Source organism: Chitinophaga filiformis (assembly GCF_021646545.1).
GTDB classification, from domain to species: Bacteria; Bacteroidota; Bacteroidia; order Chitinophagales; family Chitinophagaceae; genus Chitinophaga; species Chitinophaga filiformis_A.
Genome location: NZ_JAKIRP010000008.1, coordinates 275,442 through 291,788 on the forward strand (window position 1 = coordinate 275,442; position 16,347 = coordinate 291,788).

Genomic DNA, 16,347 nt, shown 5'->3' on the forward strand with positions numbered 1-16,347 from the left:
CCAGATAAATTAACGTAAACAGATCATTTGAATTTAGTTTATCTCAAGCAGGATATATTTTTAAGTTTTAATTTCTTTTTTCTTTGAACAGGCCTCATCGCCTTTTCTATAGCAAATGTAGACCATCTTCACATGTTAGAAAATCACCTAAATCGGGGAGACCGGTAACTCTAAGTGGGGAGTTGGGCAAGGCTGTATCATACAATACGTTGATTGATCGCAAGCGCAACGGCCTCTGTAAGTGAAGCTACGTGCAGCTTTTCATAAATTTTTTTCACATGACTACGTACTGTTTCATAGCTGATGTTAAGTTCACTGGCAATCATTTTGTAACTCAGTCCGTTAACGATACAGGTCAGTACCTCTTTTTCTCTCGCCGTCAGATTGTAGCTGTCGTTGTTCGGCTCCGGCTTCTGCACTACGCTTTTCTGGAGCAGGTTCAATACTCTGCGCGCTATCGAAGGACTCATCGGCGAGCCGCCGGTCTGCAGTTCCTGGATAGCGTCCAGTAGCCGCGTGTTAAGATGATTCTTTAAGATGTAACCGGATGCGCCGGCACAGATGGAATCAAAGACCCTGTCATCATCCTCAAACACCGTCTGTATAAGGATCTGTACATGTGGCACTTCCTTACAGAGCAGTTTGATGGCTTCGATGCCGCTCATTTCGGGCATTTCAATATCCATTAGTACGATGTCCGGGTTACAATTCAGTACATCGTTCACACAGTTACGGGCGTCACTGAATACACCCACTACTTCAATTGAGGGGGCCGTGTTTAGCAATAACGTGATGCTGTTACGGATGTTTTTGTTGTCGTCAAAGATGGCAACGCGTATACTCATGGTTTGTCGTTTTTTTGTTGCCTGGTCAGGCAACGGGAAAGCTTAGTTTTAAATATGTCCCTTGTTGTGGTTTACTTTCTATCCCCAGGTCGGCCTTCATTTCACTGGCCCTGTGCCTGATGTTGTTGAGCCCATTACCAGACAGGCTCCTGACGGAAGGGTCCTGTACTGCCTGATGATCAAATCCTATACCATCGTCCTGGATGTTAAGCTCCAGCATATTCCGGCGGTAGCTTATGTTCACCCTGATAATACTGCATGCTGCATGTTTTAAGGCATTGTTCACTGCTTCCTTGAAAATGAGATAGAAGTTCTTCCGTTGATGCATGGCCAGGTTCAGCGTCTCAATCTTCTGGTCGCAGTCAAATATGAAATGGATCTTCTTAGCGGTGCACAAGGGTTTCGCATAAGATTCCATCCGCTTTACAATACTGCTTACGTGATCGTTTTTTGGATTGATCGCCCAAACAATGTCCGACATCTCGGAGATCATTTCATTGGCCGTTGTACCAATGGTGGTTAACAATTCTTTCAATTGTTCACTTTTTTGCTGCTCATTGTAAATTCTGGCTACTTCACTGTAAACGGAAATACCGCTCAGTGTCGATCCCACACTGTCATGCAGGTCTTGCGCAATACGGTTCCTGATCTCCTGCCGTTTCAGCAACTCATTGATACGGTAGCGGTAGATCAGGTACACAGTACCCGCTATCAGTACGGTACACAGCAGGTAGAACCACCATCTTGTCCAGAATGGAGGGATAATGGTAATATGCAGGGCGGTGACCTTTTTACCAAATACGCCTCTCCAGTTGCTGGCTTTTACCATGAATGTATAGTCTCCGCCCTTCAGGTTGGAATAGGAGGCAAAGTTGCGCTTGCCGACATTGTTCCACTCCTTATCCACTCCGCTGAGCATGTAAGAATACTGCAGGTTGTCGCCACTGAATTCAGGCGCGGAGAATTCTATGGAAAAATAGTTCTTGGTGTAATCCAGCGCAATGGCCTGCTGCTGCAACAGGTCGCTGTGCGAGTCATTGAAGATCCTGAAGTCGGTCAGGTACACCGGTGGTTCAGTATTGATCCTGGCTATATTATCCGGATGGAATGACAGGTAGTAGTTAGTACCACCTACATAGATAGTGCCGTCTTTATCCTTATACATATAGCCTCTCACACCACCATTCTTTTGAAGCGCAGGCAGATCGTAACAGCTGTAGATCTTTACACCGGGATCATACTTGTGTATGTGACCATTACATACCATCCATACGCTGCCATTATCATCTGTCTGCATACCTTCTGTCAGGTTGCTGGATTCCGCAACATGCTGCACTTTCTGCGTATGCGCGTCCAGGTAATTCAGGCCGCCACCATAGGTACTGATCCATACATGGCCCTTATTCCCTTCCTGGATATCATATACATCGTCACTGCTGATATCTTTCAGATACTTCACCTGTAATCCTTCTTTCTGAGGCCAGTCGCCCAGTCCATGCCTGGCAGTAGCCAGCCATATGTTACCGCTCATGCTTTTGGACATTTTCCGCACGAGATTATCCTTCAGGTTGAACCGTTTCAGGATGGCCCTGGTAGAATCGTTGCGGGTCACCCATATCCTGTCTTTAAAGTCGTAGTAAGTGAGATAATGCCCATATGGCGATACGATCAGCACAGGGCGCGTACCCATGGCCATAGTATCTTTCACAATAGATACGATCCTCGACCCGATCAGCTTCTTCATAACCGGATCGTTTTCTGTATTGGGCAGGGTGCTCAGCGTACCTTTCTGCGTATCATATACAAAGAGTGTATAGTCGGTCCCTACATAAAAAGTACCATCACTGTCTTCAAAGAACTTGGTCACCGCCAGCTGCTGCCCTTTATAGGTCAGCCTGCGGTGTTCGAACGATGTTGCACCGGGAGCCTGGAGAAAAATGCCATCATTGGTACCTATCCACAACCTACCGGTCGCGTCCTTATAAAAATCATAGATGTTAATGTCTTTTCCTGTCTGGGGCAGGAAGGTCTGTTTAAACGGATAATACAAAGGGTTGTGAAAACTGATACCATTGTTGGTACCTACCCATATGATACCCGTTCTGTCAATATAGACGGCATTAACATGATCGTCCACTATAGAGCCATCCATATAAGGATGATGTTTATAGTGATAAAAGTGCTGATGATGCTGGTCATAGACAATCAGGCCGGAATCTCTGCCTCCCATCCACAACCGGTGCTGGTTGTCTTCTGCAAAGGCGTTGATCTCATCATTCGGAAAGGAGTTCTTTCCCGGTATGTGCCGGAACGCTTCCTCTGTTTTTTTAATATGGTCGTAATGGTAGAGTGTTTTGTCCCAGGCGCCGTACCACATGTCTTTTTCTGCATCGAGGAACAGGGCGGTGACAGAAACATGAGGGAGCCTTGCGTACAGATCGTCATATCGTTTGTCGCTGATGAACCGCAGGGTGCGGGTATTGACCTTCAGGATGCCTCCGCCGGTTCTGCCTACCCATAAGGTATCTTTGCCATCCATACGCAGCGATAGGATGGAAGTAGTGCCCGTCTTCACCGGATGCGAAAATTCGCCCGTCTTCTTGTTAAATCTCCTGGTACGATAGTTACCTGTTCCCACCCAGAGATAGCCGTTGTGATCGTCTTCTATGACATTGATGTGGTTCTCCGGAATGCCGGTTTCATTGCCCGCTGTGTACCGGTATTGCCTGAACTGCTTTGTTGGCGGAAGACGATAATCGTAAGCGCTTAATCCTCCATCTTCAGTAGCAATCCAGATAATGCCATTTTCATCTTCCAGAAGATCGCTGATAATATTGCCGGATATGCAGCTTGTATCACCCGGTGTTCTTCTGAAGACGGTAAAATACTTCCCGTCATAACGATTTAGACCATCCTCTGTACCAAACCATATAAATCCCCGCTTGTCCTGTAATATACAGTTGACTTTGTTGTGGGAAAGCCCGTTCTCAGTCCTTAATGTGTTGAAATAAGGTGTCTGTTGTTGTGCTATAATGGTCTGGGTTAACATGACTATCGTTACCAATAAAAGGTAAGTTTTTCTCATGATAGGTTTGTTCCACTGCCGATTTTGTTGAAAACCAAAATTACACGTTTAATAATATTAAATTGTAAGGATTTATTCATTTTTTATAAAAATATCGTTAATTTTTTATCCATGTTATAACATCGTACAGCTGTAACTGTTATCAGGGACGGATTCCAGGGTTTTTTAGTTACACAGCAATGTTTAAATTGAGTAGTTTTTATACAGACAATGAGTAATATTCAGATCATTACATTGCAAATGGAGGAAGCGTATCAGCTACATTTTAACGCTTTACGGCAACGGTATTTTCCGGCTCATGCCAATTATCTGGATGCTCATATTACCTTGTTTCATCACCTGCCCCTGGGTGAACCGGCTATCACAAACACATTAGAGGAGAAGAGCCACAGAGGCCCGCTGATACTAACTGTAGCGGGGATTGTCAATTTCGGAAAGGGTGTTGCCTACCGACTGGTATCAGATGAATTACAGCTATTGCATCAGCAGTTACAGCAAGCCTTCGATCCGTGGTTAATAAAACAGGACAGACAACCTTTACGTCCGCATATAACGGTACAGAACAAAGTCACATCATTTAAGGCCCAGCATGTACACCAGACATTGTCCGAGGACTTTATACCTTTTGAGATCAGGGCTACCGGCCTGCAGACGTGGCGGTACCTGCATGGTCCGTGGAAGGCGCTAACAGTGTTTCCTTTTCATAAATGAGAAGACGATGCACCTTACAACAAAGTGCATCGTCTCAGATGAAAAGCGTTAATACTACACTAAGTAGTGCTTATTTATGTAGTCCTTTTTTACGCAGATAGGCCAGCAACTTTTCCGGATGATCTGTCTGAACAGCATTAGCATATCTGGCATCTTTACGCAGTTGATCGAACCCACTATCCGCGGTTACCTTTTCCATATTATCATACTTGCCCAGTGCATTGGTCCATATTCTTGAACCATTGCTGGTGATCTTCTGCATCAGGGTGTCTGAGTAGAAGGAATCGTCTATATGGATAGCTGGGAATTTGCCCTGTTTTTCACCTATCTGCCAGATGTCCCGGATCTCTGCTGCACTATGTGCTCTGGGCATAATGGGGATAGCCGGGTTCCACTCGTGCAGCAGTGGTGCATAACGATGATCGTACAGGAAGAATAGTACCTGGTCCTGCATCTTGTTGGCAACGATCAGTTCAATAGCCTGTTGTGCGGGCTCCTTGCGGCCTTCCTTAAAGTCTACATCGATCATGATCTTACCTTTCGCGAGTTTCAGTAACTCGTCGAAAGTCGGGATCTTTTCCGTGCTGGGTTGTCCGTTAAACAACAGCGGGAGCTGCTGAAGCGCTGCATAGGTGAAGTCCCTGACCAGGCCAGGTTTTCCGGTCATGCGCTGAATATCTTTATCGTGCATCAGGATCAGGACATTGTCCTTCGTTTCACGTACGTCCACCTCAGCAATATCGATACCCTGGGCGATAGCTTCTTTTACTGCTGCCAGTGAATTCTCAGGGTATTTGGTATGTGCGGCACGGTGTGCAGCTACCATGATGTGCTCGGGATGATGATAGAACTCATCGAGGATGGACTTTACAGGCTCGGTCTGTTGTGCCTGTACGGATAAAGTGCCAGCGAGTAGCATGAAGGAAAGATAACGTTTCATATGTTTCTTTTTGCTTTTGAAATTTGTATCAATAACCGTCGTTCTGTTCGAATTTATTAGTAGAAAGATCTATCTGTTCCTGCGGAATAGGGCGCAGCACATGGTGGGGCTGGATATTCTTGGCATTCGGATTATATTTCGCAGCTCTTTCTAATAGTTTGCCGGTGCGCACCAGTTCCATCCAGCGGTCTTCCTCACCACCCAGCTCTCGCGCACGTTCATCGAGTATAGCATCTATGTTCAGTTGTGCAGCCGTTAGTTGTGGCAATGTGGTGCCCGGTTTCGCCGCCCTGTCCCTCACTTTGTTCAGCCACTTTACGCCTTCCTCATACTCCTGTTGCATCATCAGCGCTTCTGCAGCTATCAGGTAGGTTTCTGACAAACGGTATACAAAGAAGTCCCTGAAACCAGAGAGATCCTGCGGACTGGAACGGGTAGGATCATCATGTTTTTTGATGGCCCAGTGCATGTTATCTGTATTAGGTGCAATGGTGGAAGTAAGTCCCGGACTGATGGTCCATACAACCGTATCGCCCACTTTCTTGCCCGGCGGCGTGGTAGCGGCATTGTTATAGAACCAGGTATAACGGAAGGTCACGTCAAAACGGGTGTCGTTTGGCTCGAACAGTTCTCTGAAAAATACAGTCGGACGGAAACGGGTATAGGGCCTGCCGCCCTGGTTAAGGTCCCTGGTCAGTCCGAACTGGTCGTAGGCAGGTGTGAAGAAAGCATGTCCGCCATTGCCTGGGCCGTTGTACAACGCATTATTGAGGTATTGCGTGGCAAAAACGATCTCACTGTTCTGCTGATTGGCATAGTCGAATACAGCCGCATAAGTGCTCTGCAGTTTGTAAGGACCGTTATTGATCAATTCCAGTGCTGCATCGGATGCGCCTTTGTAATCCTTCAGCAGCAGGTCGATCTTCGCCAGCTGGTGCAGGGCGGCGCCTTTGGTAACGCGACCATAGTCGGTGGTGGTCCAGCCCAGGTTATCTATTGCGAACTTCGTATCCTCCTGCATCCTTTTCCAGATGGTATCTTTGGATGTCCTGCCGGCATTTGTCACCACCCCTTTGGTCTCATGTTCGGAGTACACGGCATCTCCAAACTGCATGGTGAGCCAGTAGTAATAATGGGCGCGCAGGAACCGTACTTCCGCTTTATAACGGGTTTTCAGGGCCTCGTCCATTGCCACGCCGTCTATCTTGTCCAGGACAGTGTTAGCCGTATTGATACCGGCATAACAGCTGTTCCAGATCCTGCTCAGGTAACTGTTGTTGGGATTGAAGGCGGTGGAATAGTCGTCCATAAATTTGAAACTACCGTCCTTTCCATGCTGGAAGATATCTGTACCCATTTCTGTTACGGTAAAGCCGGGCTCAGAGCCATACAGCTGACGCAGGGTGCTATACACGCCACTAACGCCATTGCCAATACCGGTGGCATTACTGAAGATGGCCTCGGGTACCGGTTTATACAGGTCTTTCTCGTCCAGGCTGCATGAGCTGAAGCCAAGCGCTCCCAGTAGCAGCACTGTCCATATATTCAACTTGTTGCTTATGATCATGATCTGATTGTTTTAAAGATTAAAAGGATGCATTCAATCCTATCGCATACATCTTTACGAGCGGATACATGGCACGGGTGCCGTCAGACTCAAACTCAGGGTCTTGTCCTTTATACGGCGTGAAAGTGAAAGGATTCTCCGCGCTGATGTTCACGCGCAGGCTTTTGATACCTGTAGGACGCAGCAGGCTGGCCGGCAGGGAATAGCTGAGTGCCAGGTTCTTGATACGCACAAAACTGGCGTCTTTATAAGACAGGGTATTGCCCATGAATACACTTTCCTGGTTCTGATCAGGGCGGGGATTGTCGTTGGTAGCATGTTCCGGTGTCCAGTACGCTACATCCAGATTATTGTAACGTCCTGCCAGGCGGTTGTTGTTATTATAGAACTGTGAAACGATGAGATATTGCTGCCTGATATTGACCACCGTTGACAGCTCCAGTCCTTTGTAAGAGAAACGGTTGGTGATACCGCCAAACCAGGAAGGCGTTGTGTTACCCAGGATGGTACGGTCCTGATCGTCCAGTTTTTTATCGTTGTTAAGGTCCTGCAGTTTGATCATGCCCGGTTTATAACCATATGTGGCTGCTTCTGCCGCTTCACTTGTCTGCCAGATGCCAATTTTGCGATAGCTATAGATGGAACCTATGGGTTGGCCGATAAACCAGCTGTTGCCAATATCATCCTTCCCATCGCCATACAGCTGCGTGATCCTGTTCCTGTTGGTGGCAAAGCTGAAATCTGTTCGCCACTGGAAGCCGCTCTTTGTTTGAAGGTTCACGGTAGAGAGCGAAACTTCCCACCCTTTGTTACGGGTAGCGCCTATATTCTGCAATATTTTAGTGTAGCCGGTACTGCCGGGAATACCACGGGTGAGCAGCAGATTGTCGGTATTGGAGATATAATGTTCAATAGCACCAGTGATCCTGTCCTTCAGGAATCCGAAGTCGAGACCTACGTTAAATTCCTTCGTCGTTTCCCATTTCAACTCCGGATTGGAAATAGTAGCAGGCGTGAAGCCGCTGGATCCTGTGCTGCCAAAAGCATAGGGGCTGGGCGCAAGGGTACTGAAAGTACCGTAAGGCGCGATGCCGTTGTTACCGGTTTTACCATAGCTGGTACGCAGTTTCAGTGTGGTTACACCAGAAGCCTGTTGCATGAAAGGTTCTGCATCGATACGCCAGGCGAGGGCAGCAGAAGGGAAGTATTCCCATTTATGCCCTTTGGCAAATACGGAGGAACCGTCTTCACGGGCAGTCAGTGTGAGGAGGTAACGCTCTTTAAAGTCGTAGTTGATACGGCCCATGTAAGAGAGCAGGAGGCTTTTCTGGTAGTCGCTGGCAATGCTCAGCACCTGCCCGGCACTACCAATGTTATGATAACCCTGCGACTCATAAGGCAGCTGGTTGGCCGTTGTACTCGCGCTGTTGATCTCCATCTGCTGGGAGCTTTGCAGGAGCGTCACGTTCAGGTGGTGATCTTTTCCAAACTTGCGGTCATACTTCAGGATGTTCTCGATGGTGATGGACACAAGCTCTCTGCTGGCTACAGTGGCGGCAGGTGTACCACCCTGGTTGGTAGTGGTCTGACTACCGGCGAAAGCGCCATTCCGGGTATTTTCTATTTCCGGACCTACGTTGAGGCGATAGCTTAAGCCCTTTGCGATATTCCATTCTCCGTAAAGACTACTGAAGATACGTGTCTTATAGGTCTGGTTAGTGTAGTTCTTAATATCCATCAACGGATTCACACGCTGGCCTTCATCATGGGTAGTGCGGAACAGCATGTTACCGAGGCTGTCGTAAGGTATACCCAGTGGGCTGGTGCGCAGCATGTTGTCAAACACATCATTGCTGACAGCATTCTCTCCTGACCGGGTCAGGAAGGAATACACCCCGAAGCGCAGGTGGTTGTTGACCTGGTGATCAATATTGATACGTACAGAACCACGGGTAAAATCAGACTTGTCTACAATCCCTTTTTCTTTATAGTAGTTGAATGAAACGGCAAACTGTGTATGCTCTTTACCTCCGGTTAAGGAAACCTGGTGGTTCTGCCGGGCACCTGAATGATATACCAGGTCCTGCCAGTCGGTGGAACGGCCCAAAGCGAGCGATCTCAGTGCGATATCATCAAACAGCGCTGCGTCCGGCGGATACTGGTTGTTAGCACTGTTGGTTCTGGCAGCCTCCCTTCTCAGCTGTGCAAACTGAGCGCCGTCCATAACATCCAGTTTACGTGTAATGGACGTAGCGCCATAATAGCCGCTGTAAGACACGTTGGTTTGTCCGGCAGCACCACGTTTGGTGGTGATCAGGATAACGCCGTTAGCGGCCCTGGAGCCATAAATAGCAGTGGAGGAAGCATCCTTTAGTACCTCAATGCTCTGGATATCGTTCGGGTTGATCTCGTTAAGGCTCGGAGGGGTTTTGGCATCAGTAGAAGCCAGGGGAATACCGTCCAGTACTATGAGCGGGGTATTGCCGGCAGCAATGGAACGTTGTCCGCGCAGGAGGATATTAGCGCCTGCACCGGGTTCATTGCCCGAGTTTGAGATATCCAGACCTGCTACCTTACCTTTCAGTGCCTCAATGGGGTTGGCTACCGGCTGTTCGGCAATGTCCCTGCTCTTTACAGAAGCTACGGCGCCGGTAACGTCTCTTTTCTTCTGGGCGCCATAACCAACTACCACCATCTCGTTCAGTCCGCGGATGTCTGCTGCCAGTACCACCTGCATATTCTGTCCAACTGGCATTTCCCTGTTCCTGTAGCCCGACATGGAAAAGAGCAGCGTAGCTTCATTACTTACGTTCAGGATGAAATTACCATCGCCATCAGAAATAGCTCCTTTGTTCTGGCCTTTCACCATGATGGTCACACCTGGAAGCGGCGCGCCGTTTTCATCGGTTACTTTTCCCCTGATCTGTTCATCATTGATGGCAGCACTTTCATTAGCAGCCTGCGGACGTTTAGGGCCGGCTTTCTCCATGATGATCACCTTCCCGTTCTGGATACGGTAGGTAAGGGGCAGGTTGCGCAGCAGGCTGGCAATGACATCAGAAACATTCTGGTGACGGGCGTCAATACTTACGGAAGTGTAGGGGGAGAGCAGCTTTTCGTTGTAGATGAAAAGGTAGCCACTCTTTTTCTGAACCAGGGCGAAAGCCTCTTTCAGTGATTTACGTTCGATGGTACAGTCGATGGTCTCCTTGAGTACAGGGTCCGACATCGTCTGTTGATGGCCGGTAGCAGAGAGCTGTGCGGCCAGCAGTACAGGAATGATCAGGCAACAGCCTGCCTTTACATGCCGTTGAATAAGCGACATGACACTACTGGTACAAATTTTCATACCTTTGCGCTGGTTTTAATTTTGATTAAATCATGATGAAATCACGCCGGGAAGATCAATATGTGATTGCAGTTACCGATTGATGTTTCCCGGCCATAGACCGGTAGCGATCCGTTACCGGTTTTTTATTATAGTTACTGTTTATCGAATACGATGTTGTTGCCCTGTAACCTGAAACTCAGATTATTCGCCAGGCTCAATGCTTCCAATACTTCCCTGACAGAATCTGTTGCCGCAAATCCGGCAGTTACCTTGTAGGACGGTAAAGTCGTATCAGCAAAAGAGATCCTGACATTATATTCATGCTCTAACAAAATTGCGATCATGTCCAGCCGTTCGTTATTGAAGAGCAGCTGGTCGGTGGTCCATCCACTAATGGATGCTGCATCCACGGTATCTTTGATTATATCCTGCCTGTTTGCATAGAGTGTGGCCCGCTCATTGGGGAGTAGCAATACTGTGCCTGCATCATCGCCGCTGCTACGTGTCACTGCCACTTTACCTTCCTGCACGCTTACCTGTACAAAGGGTAGTTCTTTATAAGAACGAACATTGAAGATAGTACCCAGCACGCGTGTCTGTAGGCTACCAGCAGTAATGATGAAAGGATGTTGCGGATCTTCTGCTGCATGGATACGGGCTTCCCCTGTTACAAGTATGATCTGCCGTTCTTTGCCATTGAATTGTGCAGGATAACGTAAATGGCTGCCCGCATTTAACCAGACGTCCGAGCCATCTGGTAATGTCAGGTGTACAGGCTGATGATGATCTGCAAATGTTTCTTTCCAGGTAATGCTGTTGTTGAAGAACAATACGTACGACAGGTATCCGCCCCCCAGCAATATGGTAATAGCGGCTGCTATCTTCCACAGGTAGCTTATTTTGCGTACCGGCCGTTGTTGCAGCCTGCCCCATATCTGCTCTTGTGCGGTGGCAATATCAAGTCCGGAAACATCAGCCCTGCTGGTCTCACGCTGTTGCTCATACCATGCTTCAACGAGCCGTTCCTCTTCAGCAGTGCACTCGCCTGCTATATACCGTTGTAATAGTTTATTGATCTCCTGGTTATCCATATATGCACCGCACTTTCGCCTGCGTACATATATAAGACAAAGGGGAAGAAGGGAGGGAGTAGATGGGAATATTATCTAAATGTTAAGGGAAGAACATACTCAATAAAGGCAGATGTGCTGGTTTTCAACTTGCTGAAAAGTCACAAGCTGGTTTTGGATAAAAGGAATGATCCGGAAGATGGGAAAGATTAATTTTGAAAGGGTTAAACATAAAGTAATTGTACAAATGAAAATAGCCCACCCCTTCAGTATATTTATACTAAGGTAAATTGTCATATCCCAAAATTTTACTATGAAAATAATATCATTTGCAGCGCTGTGGTTTCTTCTTTTGTTTGTCGTCGCTTGTAACAGATGTAAGCATAGCGTCAAATTTGTCTGTACGGCAGCTAATAAAGGCGATACCGCATTTATTTATGTCGACGGCAGCCTGGTATTTCAGGAAACTTTTGAGAAACGTTATTTTATGTCATTGGCTTCTGTCGGGTCGGATGTTAAAAAATACTGTTCATCAGCTGATTCAATAAAGGTGCGTGCTGGTTTTAATGATAATGACACCGTCTTTTATCTCGATCCTAAAGATGTTAAATACTGTTATATTGCTAATAGTATAAATGATAGTTTAATAATTTACATACATAGTATAAGCCGGCCGTTGATTATGGGCTGCTATCAATAAACTTCCGGCAGGGATGCTTGCTTGTGTTATGATATGGTTTCCTGCTATATTGTAAGTTACATGCGGTGTATGGAAAAACTGACTTAGAGGTCTTCTCATAAGACCAGGAGATGAGGGTATTGCTTCACAAAATCAGAAATATAAAATGCACCAGTTTATGCTTCAATATACGCACGGCATTACTCACCTGTTTCTTCACCGTTTCTGGCGATAGTTCCAGCTGTTGTGCAATCTCCTTGTGCGACAAAGTAGCTTTGCGGCTCAGTTCAAACACTTCCCGCATTTTAGCCGGTAGCTGCTGTACTTCTTTTTCAATGCAGAGCAGTAGTTCGCGTTCGTTCAGCTGTTCGATGGTGCTGGTGTCTGTTTCGGAAATGAACTGTTTCAGATGATCAAGATGATGCCGGTAGGAGCGTTTGCGGGAGATAACGTTCAGCACTTTATTGCGTGTGCTTACATAGAGGTAGGCTGCCAGGGAGACAGTGATGTTCAGTTCAGCACCTTTTGTCCATAGATGGGCAAATACCTCCTGGATAATATCCTGTGCGTCTGCTTCATTTTCCAGCATTCTGAAAGCGTGCTGGTAGAGGAGGGCGGAGTAGCGTCTGTAAATTTCCTCAAACGCTGCGGTATAGCCCTGCTGGAATTGCCGGAACAATTCGTTTTCCCCCCATTCACTTAATTGGCCTGACATAAAGCAGCATCTTTAGTTACGGTATCCAAAAGTAATAGGGCCGGGGGGAATTCTCATATTAAATAATTGTGAGCACACGTTTACCGTTCATCACAAACGGGTGAACACCAGTTATTAAACGGTTGGCATAAAACCCTTGGTTTATGCAGACAGCGTACATTCTTAATAAGGATCAGGCGTTGGCAGTGAATCGTATTTCGCCATGTAATTATCGATAGCTGCGCCAATCTCTTTGGTTTCTTCGGTTTCATTATCGGTTCCTTCTTCAAACCAATGGCCGGCTCCTTCATTGTCCTGCTTTAGTAGCAACAATATTTCCTTCCCCGGCCTATCCACCCTAAAGCTGCATTTGCCTAATTCGGTTACAGTGATCTGCTCATTATTGTGGTCAATGGTGAATGTAATCATATATAAAATCTTTATAGAAATCGGTACAATCATTATGCCTACTTTAGCTACTAATCAGCGGCAACCGTATATTTGCCGGATATCTAAATACTACTTATGATCAGGATTGTAATCGCACTGGCGCTCATGCTCGGATACACGGGGCTGGTGTCTGCCCAGGAGCTGTATATGCCCCGGAATATAAAAAAGGCATATGCTAATCAGACAAGGGCAAAGAATGGTGTTCCGGGCCCGAACTACTGGCAGAACAAAGGCCGCTATGATATCCAGCTGAAAGTAAATGCCCCCTCCGGCGTGGTATATGGCCGGGAAAAGATCCGGTATATCAACAACAGCCCCGATCCTCTGAATGAACTCGTGATCCGCCTGATCTGCAATCTGCATAAAACCAATGCGCCCCGCTCCGGGTATGTCAGCAAAGACTTCCTGACAGAAGATGGCGTAACGGTAGATACCCTGGTCATCAATGGTGTGAATGTTCCCTTTGATAATGATATCGCAACGGTAGGTACGGTTAAACTGGCCCAGTCACTGCAGTCTAAGGACAGTCTCGACGTGAATATCAGCTGGCATTACACCTTGTCCAAACTGAGCGGAAGGGAGGGAAAAATAGACAGTACTACCTTCTTTCTTGCTTATGCCTATCCGCGCATTTCCGTATATGACGATTACAACGGATGGGATAGGATAGAACACATGGACAGGGTGGAGTTCTACAGTGATTTTAACGACTATAATGTAGCAGTCACCGCTCCGAAGAATTACGTGGTATGGGGTACGGGTGTATTGCAGAACGTGGAGGCAGTGCTGCAGCCGGGTATCGCCCAGCGCCTGAAAGCGTCTTATACTTCAGACCGCCTGATCCATATTGCCAGCAAGGAAGAAATGAGCGCGGGGAAGGTGACAGCTCAAAAGGACTGGAATACCTGGAAATTCAGCGCTTCACATATAGCAGACGTAACCTTTGGCATGAGCAACCATTATGTATGGGATGCCGCCAGTGTAGTCGTTGACAGTGCAGCCGGTCGCCGTGCGAGTGTGCAGGCCGCTTATGATGACGCTGCTGCGGACTTTCACCATTCTGTGGATTTTTCCCGCTATGCATTAGACTGGTTCTCCCGTTACTGGCCGGGAGTGGCATATCCTTTCCCTACTATGACCGCCTTCCAGGGATTTGCCGATATGGAGTACCCGATGATGGTCAACGACGCGACCGTAGGCGATCAGATCGGTTTTGCGCAACTGGTGCAGGACCATGAGATCGCACATACCTATTTCCCTTTTTATATGGGTATTAACGAAAGCCGTTATGCCTTCATGGATGAGGGATGGGCCACCACTTTTGAGTACCTGATCGGTGTGGCGGAAAAAGGTAAGATCGCTGCCGATAAATTCTACAGAATGTTCCGGGTGGATTCTTATATCAAAGACGCCTCCGGAGAGCAGGATCAGCCGATTATTTCCCAGTCGCACCAGGTGAGCGGTGTCGGGTATGGAAACAATGCTTATGGAAAGCCATCCCTGGCTTATCTGGCGTTGAAAGACCTATTGGGCGATGACCTGTTCCGGAAGTGTCTGCATGGCTACATGCATGACTGGAATGGCAAACATCCTATTCCCTGGGATTTCTTCAATTCCTTCAGCAATTACGCTGGTCAGAACCTGGACTGGTTCTGGAATAACTGGTTCTTCAGCAATAATTATATTGACCTGCAACTGGCGGGTGTAAAGACAAAAGGCAACAACGCCGAACTGTCCGTCGTGAATGCGGGCGGCTTCGCCATTCCTTTTGATATAGTGATCACTTATGCCGATGGTAAAACTAAAACTGTGCACCAGACACCGGCCCTGTGGAAGAGCGGCAGCAAACAGGTAACGGTAAATGTGCCTGTCAGCGGTAAGGTAGCTGCAGTAATGCTGGATGGTGTGCTGTACACAGACTACACACCTGAGGATAATGACTGGAGAGCTAATTAATTACAATTACAGGAAGATTGATAGACTTTGGGGGTGGTGCCTTCCACCTTCCTGAATACCCTGATAAAATAGTTGACATCTGTGAAGCCGCAAAGCTTGCTTACATCGTAAATATTGCTTTGCGGCTTTGCCAATAGTTGTTTGGCAAGCTTAATCCTTTCCTTGTTGACATACTCCAGCGGCGTGATACCAAACTGCTCACGGAACCATTTAAAGAACAGGTTCCTGCTGAGATATGCCTTCCGGCTCAGGGCTTCTACTGCGATCTTCTCCGTTAGATGCTCGTGGATATAGTTCAAGACAAAATTTTGCCTGTTACCGTTAATATTGGAATTGCTGCCTTCCTCCGCCTGTCCTAACTGCTGACTTTGCAACAGGCGGATTAGGAGTTCTTTCAGCTGCAGATCTGCATAGATATTCTTCGACTTATCATGACTGCTACAGATGCGGATCAGTTTATTGATCAATTCTGTAATCTCATGATTATTCTCAAAGTGATACTGCTGGAAGGAAAGTTGCCAGTTTTGCTGTTCACCATCGGTATTGTAATAATGATTCAAATAATTGACCGTTTCCCGGATATAGCTGTCGTCTATAGCCAGGGCAATACACTGCGTGGGATTGTCCAGGGTAGCTTCCGGAAAATCGATGGTCATGGTTTCCTGTGGCGGCACGATGAGCGATTCTCCCGGCAGGTAATCGAAAGAAGGTTTATTGACAAGATGCATGATCTTTTTACCGCGTATCATGCTGGTAATTACGAGATCATTGAAAGTGAGCGGAACATCGTAGGCCTGCTCGTAACTTTCAAAGATACTCAGCTCACAATTGCGGAGATTGAACACACGCCTGTTCTCTACTAAAGTTTGCAGTTGCCGTGGAATAGTAAGGTCAATCGTCTGCAAATAATTCTTTATCTGCATAGGAATATCTGTTTACTACCAACAAGTTAACCAATTTCCCGCCCATCTCAAAATTAAGGTACGATTGTGCTATAAATAAGTACGAAAATATCCGTG

The 16,347-nt window shown here is 47.0% G+C and carries 12 protein-coding genes; 3 read left to right on the plus strand and 9 right to left on the minus strand.

Annotation, left to right across the window (positions count from 1 at the left end):
• Window positions 1-197: 197 nt before the first annotated feature.
• Window positions 198-845 (minus strand): response regulator, encoded by a 648-nt coding sequence (locus L3C95_RS20175; RefSeq protein WP_149695801.1) that lies wholly within the window; start codon window positions 843-845, stop codon window positions 198-200.
• Window positions 846-870: 25 nt separating this feature from the next.
• The gene (locus tag L3C95_RS20180) at window positions 871-3,930 is read right to left on the minus strand and encodes a two-component regulator propeller domain-containing protein (RefSeq protein WP_236390388.1); all 3,060 of its coding nucleotides are present in this window, start codon (window positions 3,928-3,930) and stop codon (window positions 871-873) included.
• 210 nt (window positions 3,931-4,140) lie between these two features.
• Here L3C95_RS20180 and L3C95_RS20185 point away from each other — a divergent pair, with 210 nt between their 5' ends.
• Window positions 4,141-4,641, plus strand: a complete 501-nt coding sequence (locus L3C95_RS20185; RefSeq protein ID WP_236390390.1) for a 2'-5' RNA ligase family protein — start codon at window positions 4,141-4,143, stop codon at window positions 4,639-4,641.
• Between the two features lie 70 nt (window positions 4,642-4,711).
• On the opposite strand, the gene L3C95_RS20190 is transcribed toward L3C95_RS20185, so the two are convergent.
• The 4 genes from L3C95_RS20190 to L3C95_RS20205 all read right to left on the minus strand — a co-directional run bounded on the left by L3C95_RS20190 (window position 4,712) and on the right by L3C95_RS20205 (window position 11,570).
• The gene (locus L3C95_RS20190; protein ID WP_236390391.1) at window positions 4,712-5,581 is read right to left on the minus strand and encodes a glycerophosphodiester phosphodiesterase family protein; all 870 of its coding nucleotides are present in this window, start codon (window positions 5,579-5,581) and stop codon (window positions 4,712-4,714) included.
• 28 nt (window positions 5,582-5,609) lie between these two features.
• Window positions 5,610-7,148 carry a RagB/SusD family nutrient uptake outer membrane protein gene (locus tag L3C95_RS20195; protein ID WP_236390392.1) on the minus strand — a complete coding sequence of 513 codons (1,539 nt, stop codon included), beginning with the start codon at window positions 7,146-7,148 and terminating at the stop codon, window positions 5,610-5,612.
• A gap of 19 nt (window positions 7,149-7,167) precedes the next feature.
• Complete coding sequence (locus L3C95_RS20200; protein WP_236390393.1) at window positions 7,168-10,497, minus strand: TonB-dependent receptor; 3,330 nt, start codon at window positions 10,495-10,497, stop codon at window positions 7,168-7,170.
• 134 nt (window positions 10,498-10,631) lie between these two features.
• Window positions 10,632-11,570 (minus strand): FecR family protein, encoded by a 939-nt coding sequence (locus L3C95_RS20205; protein ID WP_236390394.1) that lies wholly within the window; start codon window positions 11,568-11,570, stop codon window positions 10,632-10,634.
• A gap of 292 nt (window positions 11,571-11,862) precedes the next feature.
• Here L3C95_RS20205 and L3C95_RS20210 point away from each other — a divergent pair, with 292 nt between their 5' ends.
• Window positions 11,863-12,249, plus strand: a complete 387-nt coding sequence (locus L3C95_RS20210) for a hypothetical protein (protein ID WP_236390395.1) — start codon at window positions 11,863-11,865, stop codon at window positions 12,247-12,249.
• A gap of 124 nt (window positions 12,250-12,373) precedes the next feature.
• On the opposite strand, the gene L3C95_RS20215 is transcribed toward L3C95_RS20210, so the two are convergent.
• Entirely contained in the window at window positions 12,374-12,943 is a 570-nt protein-coding gene (locus L3C95_RS20215; RefSeq protein ID WP_236390396.1) for an RNA polymerase sigma factor, read from the minus strand.
• Window positions 12,944-13,105: 162 nt separating this feature from the next.
• Window positions 13,106-13,351 (minus strand): hypothetical protein, encoded by a 246-nt coding sequence (locus L3C95_RS20220; RefSeq protein ID WP_236390398.1) that lies wholly within the window; start codon window positions 13,349-13,351, stop codon window positions 13,106-13,108.
• 96 nt (window positions 13,352-13,447) lie between these two features.
• On the opposite strand from L3C95_RS20220, the gene L3C95_RS20225 reads away from it, so the two are divergent.
• Window positions 13,448-15,328, plus strand: a complete 1,881-nt coding sequence (locus L3C95_RS20225) for a M1 family metallopeptidase (RefSeq protein WP_236390400.1) — start codon at window positions 13,448-13,450, stop codon at window positions 15,326-15,328.
• Here L3C95_RS20225 and L3C95_RS20230 read toward each other — a convergent pair.
• Window positions 15,325-16,251: an AraC family transcriptional regulator gene (locus L3C95_RS20230; RefSeq protein WP_236390402.1), complete on the minus strand. Its 927-nt coding sequence runs from the start codon at window positions 16,249-16,251 to the stop codon at window positions 15,325-15,327. The two genes, L3C95_RS20225 and L3C95_RS20230, sit on opposite strands and share 4 nt — an antisense overlap.
• Window positions 16,252-16,347: the final 96 nt, after the last annotated feature.

What these genes read in the sequence shown, in the direction of transcription:
- L3C95_RS20175 (WP_149695801.1), bottom strand. Translation starts at nt 845, where the DNA reads ATGAGTATACGCGTTGCCATCTTTGACGACAACAAAAACATCCGTAAC.
- L3C95_RS20180 (WP_236390388.1), bottom strand. Translation starts at nt 3,930, where the DNA reads ATGAGAAAAACTTACCTTTTATTGGTAACGATAGTCATGTTAACCCAG.
- L3C95_RS20185 (WP_236390390.1), top strand. Translation starts at nt 4,141, where the DNA reads ATGAGTAATATTCAGATCATTACATTGCAAATGGAGGAAGCGTATCAG.
- L3C95_RS20190 (WP_236390391.1), bottom strand. Translation starts at nt 5,581, where the DNA reads ATGAAACGTTATCTTTCCTTCATGCTACTCGCTGGCACTTTATCCGTA.
- L3C95_RS20195 (WP_236390392.1), bottom strand. Translation starts at nt 7,148, where the DNA reads ATGATCATAAGCAACAAGTTGAATATATGGACAGTGCTGCTACTGGGA.
- L3C95_RS20200 (WP_236390393.1), bottom strand. Translation starts at nt 10,497, where the DNA reads ATGAAAATTTGTACCAGTAGTGTCATGTCGCTTATTCAACGGCATGTA.
- L3C95_RS20205 (WP_236390394.1), bottom strand. Translation starts at nt 11,570, where the DNA reads ATGGATAACCAGGAGATCAATAAACTATTACAACGGTATATAGCAGGC.
- L3C95_RS20210 (WP_236390395.1), top strand. Translation starts at nt 11,863, where the DNA reads ATGAAAATAATATCATTTGCAGCGCTGTGGTTTCTTCTTTTGTTTGTC.
- L3C95_RS20215 (WP_236390396.1), bottom strand. Translation starts at nt 12,943, where the DNA reads ATGTCAGGCCAATTAAGTGAATGGGGGGAAAACGAATTGTTCCGGCAA.
- L3C95_RS20220 (WP_236390398.1), bottom strand. Translation starts at nt 13,351, where the DNA reads ATGATTACATTCACCATTGACCACAATAATGAGCAGATCACTGTAACC.
- L3C95_RS20225 (WP_236390400.1), top strand. Translation starts at nt 13,448, where the DNA reads ATGATCAGGATTGTAATCGCACTGGCGCTCATGCTCGGATACACGGGG.
- L3C95_RS20230 (WP_236390402.1), bottom strand. Translation starts at nt 16,251, where the DNA reads ATGCAGATAAAGAATTATTTGCAGACGATTGACCTTACTATTCCACGG.